At 63.8% G+C, this 1006-nt stretch carries 1 protein-coding gene; it reads left to right on the top strand.

All coding sequences use genetic code 11. The features are described from left to right. Nucleotides 1–814: 814 nt before the first annotated feature. A partial coding sequence (locus tag ACIQU6_RS45105; protein WP_403488607.1) for a hypothetical protein occupies nt 815–1006 on the top strand: 192 nt, incomplete at its 3' end.

The following is a 1006-nucleotide window of genomic DNA, read 5'->3' as shown; positions in this document are numbered from 1 at the left end:
CGGGTCAGTGGGAAGGCCTTGGCGTCGGCCTGACCTGGCGCACGCCGTGGAGCGGCCAGCTCACCGTCGGCGCCGAAAACGTGGTCACCCGCGGCAAGAACCCGTTCGCGCCGGGCAACGGCGAGAAGGACGAAGGCACCGTGCCTTACGTCCGCTACGAACAAGACCTGTAATTCCGCCGCGCTGCGCGCGTGCGCCGGCTTCGGCCGTCGACTCCCTCTAGCACTGCGGCACTTGGCCCTTCGGCCACGGGCGTGCGTTTACGCTGCGCCTGATCGCGTTTCGTCCGGTCGTAGCACGACCTGATCGCGTCTCCGCCCTGCCCTGCTGCGCAAGCCAGCATCGCGGCTCTGTCCCTGCCGCCTCGCGCCCTCCGTTCCCCGCCGACCGCCACCTTCGGCCGCGCCCCGCGATTGGCCCCATTTCCGATCCCAAACCAGCGGATCCGCGCCAACCGACGCCCTCGTAAAAATTGTGTGTATTTGTGCGAGCCCAGGAACGGCGCACAGTGCGCAGGCCGCTTCAGGTGCCTGAAATGGTCGAACGGCGATCCCGAAAACACCACCTGAATGCGGATTAGGCCTATAAATTTCGCCGATTCGGTCAAATTCCCGAGCGCGCTTTGTCAGGCCGTATACGCAAAAGTATGGCTGGCGCACGGCTCCCGACGCGTCACATCCCGACACTTAACGACACTTTAATTTTTCCGAGGCCACGGTTAGCATCGGCGAACCTTGCCGGATCTTGGCGTTTCATTTGACGCTTCCGGCTTGGATTTCACGGGATTCATCAAGACCGATTTCGGAGAGAGAGAATGACTTTCAAGACCACCAAGCTCCGTGACGCGATCACTTTCGCGCTCGCTGTGGGCTCGACGGCCATCGCAGGTGCCGCCGTTGCGCAGGAAGCGACCGCGCCGGCGCAGCAAAAGGCCACCACGCTCGACCGCATCGAAGTGACCGGTTCGCGCATCCGTCAGGTCGACCTGGAGACCGCCCAGCCGGTG

Source organism: Streptomyces sp. NPDC090442 (assembly GCF_044769405.1).
In the GTDB taxonomy this organism is placed as follows: Bacteria; Actinomycetota; Actinomycetes; order Streptomycetales; family Streptomycetaceae; genus Streptomyces.
Note: the sequence above shows the minus strand (reverse complement) of the source record. Positions and strands in the feature narration are given on the sequence as shown.